This is a genomic window from Cyanobium sp. FACHB-13342, from assembly GCF_014697415.1.
Lineage (GTDB): Bacteria > Cyanobacteriota > Cyanobacteriia > PCC-6307 > Cyanobiaceae > Cyanobium_A.
In genome coordinates, this window is sequence record NZ_JACJRT010000011.1 from 21,202 (window position 1) to 33,755 (window position 12,554).

The window sequence follows — 12,554 nt, forward strand, 5'->3', positions numbered from 1 at the left end:
GCTGAGCCCACGCCTTGCTCACCGTTTTCCGGGGCAACCGGGCTGAACATCTCGCCGACCTCCTGGCCGCCCAGCTGCGGCTGAACCCACCGGGCCCCTTCGAGACGGTGCAGGTGGTGGTCAACACCTGGCCCACCAGCCGCTGGCTGGGGGAGCAGCTGGCGGTGGGGCTGGGGGGCATCGCCGCCAACATCCGCTACCCCTTTCCCGGCAGCCAGCTGCGCCAGATCGTGCAGGCCCTGCTGGGTGACGGCAGCGGCGACACCGACCCCTGGCGCGCCAGCCAGCTGGTGTGGCCCGTGCTGGAGCTGCTGCCGGAGCTGGTGGAGCAGCCGGAAGCCGCCGCCCTGCGGCACTGGTTGGGGCGCCGCCAGGGCCACGACCAGGAGCTCGACCTGGCCCGCTGGCAGCTGGGTCGCAGCATCGCCGATGCCCTCGACGACCTCGCCCTCTACCGCCCGGAGCTGCTGGAGAACTGGTGGGACGGGCGCACCCCAGCCGAGGGCGAGAGTGCGGCCTGGCAGCGGCTGCTGGTGCTGCGGCTGGGGGAGCGCCTGGGTGTGAAGCCCTTTGGCCTGCGGGTGCTCGAGGCCATCGCCCTGCTCCAGGAAGGGCCCCCACCCGCCGGCAGCCTGCCCAATCCCCTGCGGCTGTTTGGCCTCAGCAGCCTGGCCCCGATCCAGGTGCAGCTGCTCCAGGCCCTCAGCATCCACACCAACGTGGACCTCTACCTGCTCACCCCCTGCCGCGACCTGTGGCAGCGCTGCACCAGTCGCCGGCGGGTGCTGAGCGACGCCATCGCCCTGCGCCAGCCCCTCGACGGCGACTGGCTGCTGCAGGCCTCCGGCCTGGAGGCCCGCTTCGGGCGTCTGGGGGGCGAATTCCAGCAGTTGCTCGAGGGCAGCGGCGACAGCCGTGAGGGCCAATGGGAGGAGAGGGATCTGTTCGTGGCACCCGCCGCGAGCCATCGCGGGGAAGGACCTGCGCCCCTGCTCCACCAGCTGCAGCAGCAACTGGCGGATCCGGCTGGACACCCCCAGCTGCAGCGGGCCGCGGGAGACAGCTCCCTGGAGTTCCACCGCTGCCCAGGCCCCCTGCGCCAGGTGCAGATCGTGCGGGATCGGATCCTGCAGCTGATGGCCGCCGACCCCACGCTCCAGCCCCGGGATGTGCTGGTGATGACACCCCAGGTGGATGGGCTGGCCCCCCTGGTGGCCGCCGTATTCGGCGACGGCGAGGCGACGGGCGTGTCGCTCAACTGGCGGCTCACCGACCGCAGCCAACAGAGCGACGCCAGCCTCAGCCGCAGCCTGCTGGAGCTGCTGCGGCTGGCGGGGGACCGGCTCACCGCCTCGGCCCTGGAAACCCTGCTCGAGAGTGCGGTGCTGCAGGAGCACTTCCAGCTCAGTGGGGCCGAACTGGCGGCGCTCCATCCCCTGCTGCAACGCTGCGGCTTCCACTGGGGCCTCGATGCCGCCGAGCGGGGCGGCCTGGCCTGCGGCAGCCTCGCCTGGGCCATCGACCGGTTGCTGCTGGGCCTGGTGCTGCCCGAGGAGCCCGGCCTGGCCCCGGCCGACACCGCTCCCCTGGCCAGTGGGGTGAACGTGGAGCTGCTGGGCCGCTGGCTGCACCTGCTCAACCGGCTGCGCCACTGGCTGACGGAACTGCGCCGCCCCCGCCGCTGCGACGCCTGGGCCCACTGCCTGCGGGCCCTGCTGAACGATCTGTTCGGCGAGGGCGGCAGCCAGGCCTGGGAGCTGCCGCTGGTGCTGGCCGCCATCGACGACTGGCAGCGGGCCGCCGCGGGCTGCGCCCTCGACCTGGCCGCACCGGTGGTGGCGGCCGTGCTCGATGAGCGCCTTGCCGCCGATTCGGGCCGCTTCGGCCACCGCAGCGGTGCCCTCACGATCAGCGCCCTGGAGCCGATGCGGGCGATTCCCCACCGGGTGATCGTGTTGATGGGACTGGATGCGGGCACCTTCCCCCGCCAGAGCCAGCGGCCGGGCTTCCACCTGCTGGAGCAGCAGCGCCGCCTGGGCGATCCCAACCCGGCCGACCAGGACCGCTACGTGCTGCTGGAGGCCCTGCTCTCGACCCGGGATCACCTGCTGGTGACCTGGAGCAGCCGCGACCCCCGCAGTGGGGAGGAGCTGCCGCCGGCCACCCCGGTGCGCCAGTGGCTGGAATGGCTGCAGGGCCAGCTGCCCTGCCAGGGCGAGGGCCTGCTGGTGGACCATCCCGCCAACCCCCTCGACCGGGCCAATTTCCAACCGATCAGCGAACGGCCCCCGGGCAGCTGCGACCGGCGTCTGCTGGAGGCCCGCCAGCTGCTGGACCAGCCCGCCGCCCTGGCGCCCCCCTTAGCCCTGGCGGCCAGCGCGCCCCCCGGACCGCCCAGCCTGGAGATGGAACGCGAGGAGTGGGACGCCACGGCCGACCTGCGCGAATGGCTGCTGGCCCCCCAGGCCAGCTGGCTGCGCTCCCTGGGGCTGCGGCCCCGGGAATGGGCCGACAGCCTCGACGACCTCGATCCCCTCAGCCTCGATGAGCGCAGCCGGGCCGCCCTGCTGCGCCAGGCCCTCAGCGACCCCGGGGCGGCGAGCCTCGACGCGCCCGAAACCTGGCTGGAGCGCCACCGGGGCACGGGTCTGCTGCCGCCGCTGGCGGCCGGACAACTGGAAGCCGGCGGCCTCAGCCGGCGCTGGCACAGCCTGCACACCACCCTGGAAGACCTGGGGCCCGAACGCCGGACCCTGGCCCAATGGCAGGACTGGCAGCAGGACCTGCTCTGGCGGGGCTCCTCCCTGGTGGTGCTGCACCCGGCCCGCCCCCGCAGCCCCCAGCGCCTGGAGCTCTGGCTGGCCCTGCTGCTGGCCGCCGCCGCCGATCAGGCCCCGGCCGCCGCGGTGCTGGTGGCCCGGGGCGAGCGGGACTTCGGGGTGGAGCTGCGCCTGGTGCCCCCCGATGGGGCCATGGCCCGGCAGGAACTGGAGCGGCTGGCGGAGCTGCGTGAAGCCTGGCGCCAGCGCTGCTGGCCCGTGCCCCCGGAAACCGGCTGGACCCTGCTGGAGAAGGGCGCGGACCAGGCGATCGAAACCTGGGAGGGCACGGAGCGATCCCGGGGCGAACGGCAGGAGCCGGAACAGGCCCTCTGCTTCGGAGCCGAGCTCAGCGGCAGCGCCCTGCTGGCCAGTGGTGAGGTGGCCGCCCAGGCCGAGATCCTGCTCGGCCCCCTGCGGGAGCAGCGGCCATGACGGCGATCCCGGCGCCTGAGCAGCGCTTCGAGGCCAACAGCTTTCCGCTCGAACCTGGCCTACGCCTGCTGGAGGCCAGCGCCGGCACCGGCAAGACCTTTGCCCTGGCCCAGCTGGTGCTCCGCTACGTGGGCGAAGCCGAACTGGACCTGCGCCAGCTGCTGGTGGTGACCTTCACCGACGCCGCCGCGGCCGAGCTGCGCGATCGCATCGGCCAGCGGCTGCAGCGGGCCCTGGCGGGCCTTGAGAATCCCGAGCTGGAGGCACCCGACCCCACCCTGGCCGCCTGGCTGGACCAGCAGCGGCCCCGCAGCGACCGACTCCGGGCCCGGCTGCTGCTGGCCCTCGAGGAGCTCGATGGCGCCGACATCACCACCATCCACGGCTTCTGCCGCCGCACCCTGCAGCGCCACGCCCTGGAGGCGGGCCTGCCCCCGGAGCTGCAACTGGAAACCGACAAGGGCACCCTGGTGCGGCAGGTGGCCCACAACTACTGGCAGCAGCAGGTGCTGCCCCTGGCCAGCCACCTGGTGGCGGGACTGCAGACGTGGGTGAAAGGCCCGGACACCCTGGAAGCCCTGCTGGGCAGCCTCGATGGCGACCCCGCCCTGCAGCTCGACCCCCTGCCAAGCGGATTCGCGGTTGAAGCCCCCCTAGCCGACCAACTCGAGGCCCTCTGGGCCGAAGCCTGGGGCCGGTTCCAGGAGCGCTGGAGCGCCCACGGCCGGGACCTGGAGGCGAGCTTCTGCAGCGCCGCCGCCGCCTGGCGGGAGCAGGGCGTCAAGACCACCACCCCCTACAACCCCAACCCCCGCAAGGACCGCTGCGGCCTGGTGGATGGCTGGATCGCCGCCCAGCCCCCCGGGGGCGACTACGGCGCCACGGCAGGCCGCAACGGCGGTGCGGAGGGGTTGCTGCGCGACTACTTCCACCCGGGAGCCTTCCTCAAGGTGGCGCGGGGCATCGAGGGCCAGGCCGGGGATGACGGCAAGGACGCCCGGGAGCCCTCCCTGCCGGAGCGCCCCCTGCTGGAGGCGGTGGCCCAGCTGCTGGAGGGGCCGGCGGAGGCGATGGTGCTGCATGCCTGCCATTGGGGCCGGGCCGAGCTCAACCGCCGGCGCCGCCAGAGCGGGCGCCTGGGTTTCGCCCAGTTGCTGGAGGGGCTCGACCCCGGGGAGTTGGCCACGACACCGCTGCTGCAGGCGGTGGGGGAGCGCTACGCCGTGGCCCTGGTGGATGAATTTCAGGACACCGACCCGGTGCAATGGCGGATCCTGGCGGGGGCCTTCCAACCCGAGCGCCACCGGCTGGTGCTGGTGGGTGATCCCAAGCAGGCCATCTACCGCTTCCGCGGCGGCGACCTGCGCACCTACCTGCACGCCCGCCAGGCCGCCGAGGCGGGCGCGGGCCTGAGCAGCCTCACCGACAACTACCGCTCCAGCCGGGCCCTGATCGCCGGACTGAATGGGCTGATGCAGCCGGGCCTGCGCCGCACCGGCCTGGCCGTGCCACCGGTGCGCGCCCAACAGGGTGAAACCAACCTGGCGCTGGCGGCGGACGAACACCCCCTGCAGCTGCTCTGGCTCGGCGGCGACCGGTCCGCTGGAGAGAAACCACCCAGCCGCACCGCCCTGGAGCGTGAGCTCCCGGCTCGAATCGCCAGCTTCACGGCCAACCTGCTCAACCGCGGGCTGAGCGAACAACGGGAGGCCAGCAGCCGGCCCTTGGGCCCCAACGACATCTGCCTGCTGGTAGGCACCCACCGCCAGGCCGACGCCCTGCGCGGCGCCCTCGAGGGCTGCGGCATCGCCAGCCGGCTGGTGAGCCAGGGGGATGTGTTCGAAAGTGCCGGAGCCACGGCCCTGCAGCGGCTGCTCGATGCCCTGGCCGAACCGGGTCAGGCCCACCGCCTGCGGCTGCTCGCCGCCTCCCCCCTGCTGGGTTGGAGCGCCGCCGAGATCGCCGGCGCCGGGCCAGAGGAATGGAGCACCCTGGCCGGCCGGCTGGCCCAATGGGCCGCCCAGCTCCCCCGCCGGGGCCTGCTGGGGGTGCTGGCCAGCCTGCTGGAGCAGCGGGGCCTGGCCCGGCTCTCCCTGGGGGGGAGGCTGCTGGCCGACCTGCAGCAGTGCGGTGAGCTGGTGGCGGCACGCCTGCACGCCGACCAACTGGGCCCCGCGGCCGCGGCCGACTGGCTGCGGCGCCTGCGGCTCGACCCCGACCAGGACGTGCCCGACGCCCACCAGCCCCACAGCGACGTGGTGGACGCGGCCGTGTCGGTGGTGACGGTGCATCGGAGCAAGGGACTGGAATACCCGGTGGTGATCTGTCCCTACCTGTGGCAGGCCCCCGGCGGCGATCGGGGCGGCCAGGGACGGATTGGCGTGCGCTGGCGGCCTGCGGACGGCGACCTGGAGCGCCGCGAGGCCGTGCTCGACCTGCACCTCAACGGCAACTGGGGAGCGGGCTATGGGGCCCGCCGCCAGCAACGCCAGGCCGAACTGGAGGAACGGGAACGGCTGGCCTATGTGGCCGCCACCCGGGCCCGGCTGCTGCTGGTGCTCGCCTGGGGGCCGGTGCAGGGGCAGCAGGGCAACCCGCTCCATCCCTGGCTGTTCGACCAGGAGGATCCGCCGGGTCGCGACCACGACCCCTATCGAGACGGCAGCGATGCCGACTGGCGCGAGCGGCTGGAGCAGGGAATCCGCCGCCGCGGCCTGCCGCTCAGCCTGATCGATCCCCCCGCCAAGGGCCTGCGGATCCGGTGGCAACCCGCCTCCAGCCCCACAGGAGAGCCCCTAGCGCGGGGCCCCGTGCCCAGCCAGCCATTCGACCCCACCTGGGGCCGCAGCAGCTACACCAGCTGGACCCTGGGCAGCCACAGCGCAGCACCCCAGGCCGTGGAGGAGGGCCGGGAAACCGATGCCCTGGTGGCCGACCTCGAGGCCGGCCCGCCGAGCAGCGAAGACGGCAGCCAACCCTGGCCCGCCGATGGCCCCCTGGCCGACTTCCCCCGCGGTGCCCAGGCCGGGGATTGCCTCCACCGGATCCTGGAGCAGCTCGACTACTGCCAGCCCGTGGCGGCCCAGGCCGACCTCTGCGCCCGGGAGCTGCAGCGGGCCGGCATCGCCGAAGCCCAGCTGCAGGCGGTGGTGCAGGGTCTGGAGCAACTGCGCCAGACCCCCCTGGGCGGGGCGTTGGGGGGCTTCCAGTTGGCCCAGCTGACGCCAGAGCGGCGCCTCAATGAAATGAATTTCGACCTGCCCCTGGGCCTGGTGCGGGCCCGGGCCCTGGCGCGCCCCTTCAAGGACCATCCCAAGGGCTGGTTTGGGGCCACCTATGCCGAGCGCCTGGCCGAGCTGGACGTGGCGAGCCAGGGCTTCCTCACCGGCTCGATCGACCTGGTGTTCCGCCACGGCGAACGCTGGTGGGTGGCCGACTGGAAGAGCAACTGGCTGGGCGAACGGGACGGCCAGGGCCAACCGCTGCGCTGCGGCCCCCATCACTACGCCCCTCCCGCCATGGCCGAGCTGATGGCCGCCAACCACTACCCCCTCCAGGCCCACCTCTACCTGGTGGCCCTGCACCGCTACCTGCGCTGGCGCCTGCCCGGCTATCGCCCGGAGCAGCACCTGGGCGGCTACGTGTACGTGTTCCTGCGCGGAGTGCCCGGAGCCACCAGCACCACCGGCGCCGTGCCGGGGATGTTCCTCGAGCAGCCCCCCCTCGCCCGGCTGCTGGCCCTCGACCAGGTTTTGGGAGGAGCCCGATGAACGCCCCCCAACCCACGGACCAGCCCGCCTGGATCCAGGCCCTGGCCGCGGCCCTCGGTGAAGCGGTGCCACGGCTGCATGGCGCCAACCCCGATCCCCTGGTGGGGGAGCTGATCGAAGCCCTGGCCGTGGCCCTGGCGGAGGGCCAGTTGGAGATCCCCGTGCCCAGCGCCCGCCATCGCCAGGCCCTGGCCGGCTCGCCCCTCTGCGCCGCCCCCCACGGCCCCCTGGCCCTGGATGGCGATCGGCTGCTGTGGCGCCGCTGGCAACGCCAGCGGGACGGGGTGCTGCAGGCCCTAATCGCCCGGGCCCAGCGGCCGCTGCAGCCCGCGGGGGAGGCCGCCCCCGCCGACGGACTGGATCGGGATCAGCAACGGGCCGTGAGCGCGGTGCTGCGGTACGGCCTGGTGCTGCTGGAAGGGGGCCCCGGCACCGGCAAGACCAGCACCGTGGCCCGCATGCTGGCGGCGGTGCAGGTCCAGCAACCGGGGAGCCGCATCCACCTGGCCGCCCCCACCGGCAAGGCCGCCGCCCGCCTGCGGGCCGCCCTGGCCAACGCCAACCTGCAGCTGCCCTGCAGCACCCTGCACCGGCTGCTGGAAAGCCGGGGCGAGCGGTTTGGCCGCAACCGCGACCATCCCCTGGCCCTCGACCTGCTGGTGGTGGATGAGGTGTCCATGGTCGACCTGCCGTTGATGGAGGCCCTGCTCGACGCCCTGCCCCAGGACTGCCGGCTGGTGCTGGTGGGCGACGCCGCCCAGCTGCCGCCGGTAGGCCCGGGCCCGGTGCTGCTGGACCTGCAGGCCCCCGAGCGCCGCCAGGCCCTGGGGGACGCCGCCATCGGCTTGCGCACCACTTACCGCAACAACGGCGCCATCGCCGCCGTGGCCGCCGCCCTGCGGGCCGGGCACGACCCCCTCGAGGCCTGGCTGCCCTCCCTGCTGGAGCCGCTGCCAGCCGATGCCAACCTGCGCTGGCTGGAGGCCCCGCCGCGCAGCCTGCCGGCCGCCCTGCTGGAACGGCTGCGGCGGCACCAGGAGCAGCTGGAGCAGCGCTGCCGGACTTGCCCGCCGGACGATCCCGCCGCCGCTGCCGCCCTGCTGGCCGCGCTCGAGGCCTGCCTGGTGCTCACCCCCCTGCGCCGCGGTCGCTGGGGGGTGGAAGCCATCCACCAGGCCCTCCTGGGGGAGGCCGCCAGCCGCTCGGCCCAGCATTGGCCTGTGGGGACCCCGGTGTTGTGCCGCCACAACCTGGTGGAGCTGGGGCTGGCCAACGGCGACGTGGGCCTGGTGATGGAACAGCCCGGCCGATCCACCGGGGAGCGCCGGCTGCTGTTCAGTGCTCCGGGACAACCCGAACCGCTCTGGATCCATCCCGCCCAGCTTCCGGATGCGGAACCGGCCCTGGCCCTCACCGTGCACAAGGCCCAGGGCAGTGAGGCCGATGAGGTGTGGGTGCTGATGCCCGACAAGGGCCGGCCCCAGCGGCGCCTGCTCTACACGGCCCTCACCCGGGCCCGGCAGCAGGCGCGGCTGATCACCCCCTTGCGGGCGCCGGCCGCGAGCGCCAGCCTGGCGCCGTGACCCATCCCGAGCCCACCAACCCCGACGGCCGGGCGGAACGCCCTTGGGGCTGGTTCGAAACCCTGGCCAGCGGCGACCACTACCTGGTGAAACGGCTGCTGATCCGCAGCGGCCGGCGCCTGAGCCTGCAGCGTCACCAGCACCGCTGCGAACACTGGGTGGTGGTGGCGGGCAGTGGAGAGCTGCAGGTGGGTGAGGTGCTGACGGCTGCGGTGCCGGGCACCACGGTGTTCATTCCCCAGGGAGCACTGCATCGGGCCCAGGGAGGCCACACCGACCTCGAGATCGTCGAGGTGCAGCGGGGGGATTGGCTCAGCGAAACCGACATTGAACGCCTGGCCGATGACTTCGGCAGGCTCTGAGAGGCCGCCAGCACGAGTGATAAAGTTTTGGTTCAGCCTTTTTCAAGGGCAGGGCAGTTTTGTTGAGTGCAGGCGAGAGCCTCTGAAGACCGGGTTCGGCCGCGCAGCGTTCAGCTGATCAGCCATGGCCCATCCCTTCAGCGTTCTGGTCTCCATTGGGTTTCTGCCGGCCTGCGTTCAAGGACTTCAACCAGGCCAAATTGAATCCAGTGACCGAACTTTCCAACGGCGGCAGTTTCACCTGCTCCGTCGAAATCAATGCGCCCCTCGAGGCCACGCCTGAGCGGGAACCCTCCAACGCCGAGGGCTTTGCCCGCTTCGGCTTCGGGCCCGAACTGCTCAAGGCCCTCGAGACCCTCGGCTACCAGGACCCCACCCCGATCCAGAAAGCCGCCATCCCGGAGCTGATGCTGGGCCGGGACCTGGTGGGCCAGGCCCAGACCGGCACCGGCAAGACCGCAGCCTTCGCCCTGCCGATGCTGGCCGCCCTCGACCCCCAGGAGCGCAAGCCCCAGGTGCTGGTGCTGGCCCCAACCCGGGAACTGGCGCTGCAGGTGGCCGATGCCTTCAACAGCTATGCCGTCAATCTGACCGGCGTGCGCACCCTGGCGATCTACGGCGGTGCCGATTTCCGCGACCAAATCCACCAGCTCAAACGCGGTGTTCAGATCGTGGTGGGCACCCCGGGCCGGGTTATGGACCACATGCGCCAGGGCACCCTCGACCTCTCCAATCTGCGGGCCCTGGTGCTCGACGAGGCCGACGAAATGCTGCGCATGGGCTTCATCGACGACGTCGAATGGGTGCTCGAGCAACTCCCCCAACAGCGTCAGGTGGTGCTGTTCTCAGCCACCATGCCGGCCGAGATTCGGCGCATTTCCCAGAAATATCTCAACTCTCCGGCTGAGGTCACGATCAAGCAAAAGGCTGCGGACGCCAGCCGCATCCGTCAGCGCTTCTTGATGGTGCACGCCCCCCACAAGCTGTCCGCCCTGGAGCGGGTGCTTGAGGCCGAAACCAGCGAAGGTGTGATCATCTTTGCCCGCACCAAGGCGATCACCATCACGGTGGCGGAATCCCTGGAGCAGCACGGCTACGACGTGGCCGTGCTCAACGGCGACGTGCCCCAGGCCCAGCGGGAACGCACGATCGAACGGCTCAAGAGTGGCCAGGTGGACGTGCTCGTTGCCACCGACGTGGCTGCCCGCGGTCTCGATGTGGACCGGATCGGCCTGGTGATCAACTACGACATCCCCTTCGATTCCGAGGCCTACGTGCACCGGATCGGCCGCACGGGGCGGGCGGGCCGCAGCGGCGACGCCATCCTGTTTCTCACCCCCCGGGAGCGACGCTTCCTGGGCGGCCTGGAGCGGGCGGTGGGCAAGCCGATCGAGGAGATGGACGTGCCCAGCAACGCCACCATCAACCAGAACCGGCTCGATCGGATGCGCGCCCGGCTCACCGGCTGCCTGCAGACGCCGGCCAGCAGTGAGCAGGAGCGCGCCCTGCTGAGCGAAATCCTGCAGCGGGTGGCCCAGGAACTGGGCTCGAGTCCGGACCAACTGGCCCTCGCCGCCCTGGAACTGAGCCTGGCGGGTAAACCGCTGCTGCTGCAGAGCGAGGAGAACTTCAACCAGGTGCGCCAGAACGGTCCTGCCCGGGATGGGGGCCGCGAATTTGGCCGCGACCGGGGCCGGGGTCGCGAGCTCGGCCGCGATGGGGATCGGGGCCCCCGGGGTGACCGCCCCATGGGACCGCCGGAAGATCACATGGAGCGTTTCCGGGTGGAAGTGGGCTGGCGGGACCGGATCAAGCCCGGCAACATCGTGGGTGCCATTGCCAACGAGGCCGGTCTGAACGGTCGCTCCATCGGCCGCATCCAGATCTTTGACACCCACAGCACCGTGGACCTCCCCAAGGGCATGCCCGATGAGGTCTTCCAAGGTCTGCGCCAACTGCGGGTGATGAACAAACCGCTGCAGATCTCCCGCCTGCAGGGGTAATCCCTCGGGGCAGCCCCACCCGCCTGCACCAGGCCACCCACCATGCGTCCCCGCACCCTGCGATTGGCCCCCGTTGGCCTGCTGCTGCTGGGCCTGATTGCCTGGGTACCGGCGGGTCAATCCACCGGCGTGGCGGAGGTGGTGAAGGCCTTCTGCCTCTCGGCCTATCAAGCCGACCTGAAGAAACAGGGGAAGGCCCTGCCCCTGGCCCAGATCGACCGAACCTGCGGATGCGTGGGGGAGCGGGTGGCCCAGGGCAGCGACGTGGAGGAAGCCCACGACGCCTGCGGGCGCCACTCGGACCAGCGTGCCGTGAGGGCTCCCTCACCGCAAACCGGCCCGGGGACCATCAACTAGGCGCAGAGACGGGTCACCTCGCCAAGGCTGATACTCGTGACCTCGGCGAGCGAGAGCCGCTCGACAGCGGCGATCAAAGAGCTCTGCACAGCGGCACTTTCACTGCTGACCAGGCTCTGCAGCAGGTCAAAGCGATCCTGGGGAGCCAGCTCGCCGTCCTCGCGCCAGGCGAGGCTCCAGGGGACAGGTGCTGTCATCACGGAGTTCGCGGTTGATCAGGGTTTGCTGACAATGGGCCATGATCGGGGATCACGGAGCGGACTACAGGGTGTCTTCAGAAACCGCTTCATGGTTCTCCATGATCCAGGCCTCCCTGGCGAAGACCGGCGCGGCAGAACGGTAAGGTTGGCGGTGATTCCTAGGCGTTCTGGCCCCTTCCGGCACCGTTAGCTCCTGCTGGCATGCCCGAGGTCCCGCAGCATCAACCGAATCAGTTCCAGGATTTGCTCCATTAATGACCATTTACGTTGGCAACCTCTCGTTCCAAGCCGAACGGGAGGACCTGCTTGATCTCTTCGGCCAGTACGGAGAGGTGCGCCAGTGCAGCCTGCCCCTCGACCGGGAAACCGGCCGCAAGCGTGGCTTCGCCTTTGTTGAACTCGCCGATGACGCGGCGGAACAGAAAGCCATCGACGACCTCCAGGACGTCGAGTGGATGGGCCGCATGATCCGCGTCAACAAGGCCACGCCCCGTGAGGGCGGTGGTGGTGGTGGCGGCGGCCGCGGTGGCTACGGCGGCGGCGGCAACCGTGGTGGCGGTGGCGGTGGCGGCTACGGCGGCGGTGGCGGTGGCTACGGCGGCGGCGGTGGGGGCTACGGCGGTGGGGGCGGCGGCGGCAACCGCTGGTAAGTCCCTCGGCCTGGTCCCGTTCCCAGCCAAGAACCCCTGGTCGTGGAGCCTTCCACAGCCAGGGGTCTTTTGTTGGCCGGAGACCAGGCCCTTGGGGGCGGGAGTGCTAGCGGAGCAGCTGCGGCAGCTCCTGCTCCAGTTCATGGAGTTGGTCGTCTTGCCAGGTCCGCTGACGCAGGGCTGCGCCCGGCAGATCGGGGATGGGCTCACCCTCGCGGGGCTCTGGCAACCAGGCCTTCAGATGGCGACGGCGCACCTTGGCCGTCCAGCGATGAAAGCGGTTGAACGCTCTGCTTTTCGTCATGGCACCTCCAGGGGAGATGCCTTCGGTCTACGCCTGCCGCACCCAGCCAACCAGGGAAACGCCAAGATCTT

9 protein-coding genes are annotated in these 12,554 nt (G+C 71.6%); 7 read left to right on the forward strand and 2 right to left on the reverse strand.

Annotated elements, in window-relative coordinates; genetic code table 11:
• Window positions 1-14 precede the first annotated feature (14 nt).
• From H6G16_RS09410 to H6G16_RS09435, 6 genes are all read left to right on the forward strand, one after another.
• Window positions 15-3,254, forward strand: coding sequence for an exodeoxyribonuclease V subunit gamma (locus tag H6G16_RS09410; RefSeq protein ID WP_190390068.1), 3,240 nt, complete (start codon window positions 15-17; stop codon window positions 3,252-3,254).
• The gene (locus H6G16_RS09415) at window positions 3,251-7,024 is read left to right on the forward strand and encodes a UvrD-helicase domain-containing protein (protein ID WP_190390069.1); all 3,774 of its coding nucleotides are present in this window, start codon (window positions 3,251-3,253) and stop codon (window positions 7,022-7,024) included. The genes H6G16_RS09410 and H6G16_RS09415 overlap by 4 nt, the downstream gene beginning before the upstream one ends.
• Window positions 7,021-8,607 (forward strand): AAA family ATPase, encoded by a 1,587-nt coding sequence (locus H6G16_RS09420; RefSeq protein WP_190390070.1) that lies wholly within the window; start codon window positions 7,021-7,023, stop codon window positions 8,605-8,607. Before H6G16_RS09415 ends, H6G16_RS09420 begins: the two co-directional genes overlap by 4 nt.
• Entirely contained in the window at window positions 8,604-8,969 is a 366-nt protein-coding gene (locus tag H6G16_RS09425; RefSeq protein ID WP_190390071.1) for a phosphomannose isomerase type II C-terminal cupin domain, read from the forward strand. The genes H6G16_RS09420 and H6G16_RS09425 overlap by 4 nt, the downstream gene beginning before the upstream one ends.
• Before the next feature lie 254 nt (window positions 8,970-9,223).
• A complete protein-coding gene (locus H6G16_RS09430; RefSeq protein WP_347238854.1) occupies window positions 9,224-10,972 on the forward strand; it encodes a DEAD/DEAH box helicase in 1,749 nt (582 codons plus the stop codon).
• A gap of 42 nt (window positions 10,973-11,014) precedes the next feature.
• Window positions 11,015-11,329, forward strand: a complete 315-nt coding sequence (locus tag H6G16_RS09435; protein WP_190390073.1) for a hypothetical protein — start codon at window positions 11,015-11,017, stop codon at window positions 11,327-11,329.
• Here H6G16_RS09435 and H6G16_RS09440 read toward each other — a convergent pair.
• Entirely contained in the window at window positions 11,326-11,526 is a 201-nt protein-coding gene (locus H6G16_RS09440; RefSeq protein ID WP_190390074.1) for a hypothetical protein, read from the reverse strand. The genes H6G16_RS09435 and H6G16_RS09440 overlap by 4 nt on opposite strands.
• Before the next feature lie 257 nt (window positions 11,527-11,783).
• Here H6G16_RS09440 and H6G16_RS09445 point away from each other — a divergent pair, with 257 nt between their 5' ends.
• Window positions 11,784-12,179: an RNA-binding protein gene (locus tag H6G16_RS09445; protein ID WP_190390075.1), complete on the forward strand. Its 396-nt coding sequence runs from the start codon at window positions 11,784-11,786 to the stop codon at window positions 12,177-12,179.
• Window positions 12,180-12,285: 106 nt separating this feature from the next.
• On the opposite strand, the gene H6G16_RS09450 is transcribed toward H6G16_RS09445, so the two are convergent.
• Complete coding sequence (locus tag H6G16_RS09450) at window positions 12,286-12,483, reverse strand: hypothetical protein (RefSeq protein WP_190390076.1); 198 nt, start codon at window positions 12,481-12,483, stop codon at window positions 12,286-12,288.
• Window positions 12,484-12,554 lie beyond the last annotated feature (71 nt).

Bases quoted from the DNA above. Each gene is read 5' to 3' on its own strand.
- H6G16_RS09420 (WP_190390070.1), top strand. From the start codon at position 7,021: ATGAACGCCCCCCAACCCACGGACCAGCCCGCCTGGATCCAGGCCCTG.
- H6G16_RS09440 (WP_190390074.1), bottom strand. From the start codon at position 11,526: ATGACAGCACCTGTCCCCTGGAGCCTCGCCTGGCGCGAGGACGGCGAG.
- H6G16_RS09435 (WP_190390073.1), top strand. From the start codon at position 11,015: ATGCGTCCCCGCACCCTGCGATTGGCCCCCGTTGGCCTGCTGCTGCTG.
- H6G16_RS09450 (WP_190390076.1), bottom strand. From the start codon at position 12,483: ATGACGAAAAGCAGAGCGTTCAACCGCTTTCATCGCTGGACGGCCAAG.
- H6G16_RS09445 (WP_190390075.1), top strand. From the start codon at position 11,784: ATGACCATTTACGTTGGCAACCTCTCGTTCCAAGCCGAACGGGAGGAC.
- H6G16_RS09415 (WP_190390069.1), top strand. From the start codon at position 3,251: ATGACGGCGATCCCGGCGCCTGAGCAGCGCTTCGAGGCCAACAGCTTT.